The sequence below is a fragment of the Brevundimonas sp. genome, from assembly GCF_023259385.1.
GTDB lineage: Bacteria > Pseudomonadota > Alphaproteobacteria > Caulobacterales > Caulobacteraceae > Brevundimonas.
Genome location: NZ_JAHFPF010000205.1, coordinates 5,444 through 6,472 on the forward strand (window position 1 = coordinate 5,444; position 1,029 = coordinate 6,472).

Below are 1,029 nucleotides of genomic sequence, written 5' to 3' on the forward strand. Positions count from 1 at the left end.
ACGACGCCGTCTTGATCGAGGCGCTCCAGCGCGCGCTCGCGGAACCCGACGGCGCCCGCACCGCCGCACGGGACCCTCTCGTCGCCGAGCGCCTCGCTTCGCTGTCCCAACGCGAGCTGGAGGTTCTGGAGGGGCTCGTCGCCGGCCATGCCAACAAGGTGATCGCCTATGATCTCGGCATCAGTCCGCGCACCGTCGAGGTCTACCGGGCCAATGTGATGACCAAGATGCAGGTGCGCAGCCTGTCCGAGCTGGTTCGCGTCACGGTTCTGACGCGAGGCGGCTGAGGCCGCAGGCGTCCCTGACGGCCTCGAGCAGGGCGCCTCCGATCAGGGGCTTCTCGAGCAGGACCGCGCCGACGCGGGCGGCGTCTTCGCAGACCCCGCGGCGCGGGTGGGTGGTGATCAGTATGGCGCCGCCGGCGAGCGACGCGGCTCTCAGTCGGTTCAGAAGCGCCAGCCCGTCCAGACCCGGCAGATGATAGTCGAGGACGAGGCAGCGCGCCGCCCGCAATCCCGCCCCCTCCCCGACGCGATCTTCCACGGCCTCGAGCAGCGCCTCGGCGCTGCCATATCGTCGGACCCTGAAGCCTTCGGTTTCGAGCGCAAAGGCGACGGATTGCGCCACCGCAGGGTCGTCATCGACCAGAAGGACGAGGGGCGCGACCATCATGCCGCCTCAGCGCAAGCGCAGCCGCCGCTCGGCCTTTCGAACGCCCAGCAATCGCGCAGAGCGCGCGTAACGACCCGGCAGCTCGCCTGAAGACGAAGCCAGTCTGCGGGTGCGGAGGCGGACGCCGAGAGTTGGTCCAGGGCGCGCTCAACCGCCCCCAGAGCTCGAGCGCGGCGAAGGATCTCAGCGCGACGCCGCGTCTGGGAGGCCGGGGCCTGATCCTGTGCGAACCGCCCGGTCTCGCGCGCCTGACAAAGGTCCAGGCCGTCCTGCAATTCGGCGAGTAGATCGCCCAGCCCATGGGGCCAGTTGTCGTCGGCCGCATGAACCGGCTCCAGCCGATCCGCCAGGCGAACG

Annotated in this window: 3 protein-coding genes; 1 reads left to right on the forward strand and 2 read right to left on the reverse strand. The window is 70.2% G+C overall.

The features are described from left to right. On the forward strand, positions 1-287 hold a 287-nt coding region (locus Q0C81_RS14295), incomplete at its 5' end, for a LuxR C-terminal-related transcriptional regulator (protein ID WP_291839279.1). On the opposite strand, the gene Q0C81_RS14300 is transcribed toward Q0C81_RS14295, so the two are convergent. Beyond that, positions 262-672: a response regulator gene (locus tag Q0C81_RS14300; RefSeq protein WP_008262946.1), complete on the reverse strand. Its 411-nt coding sequence runs from the start codon at positions 670-672 to the stop codon at positions 262-264. The two genes, Q0C81_RS14295 and Q0C81_RS14300, sit on opposite strands and share 26 nt — an antisense overlap. Next, the coding region (locus Q0C81_RS14305; RefSeq protein ID WP_291839283.1) for a hypothetical protein at positions 669-1,029 on the reverse strand (361 nt) is incomplete at its 5' end. The genes Q0C81_RS14305 and Q0C81_RS14300, both read right to left, overlap by 4 nt.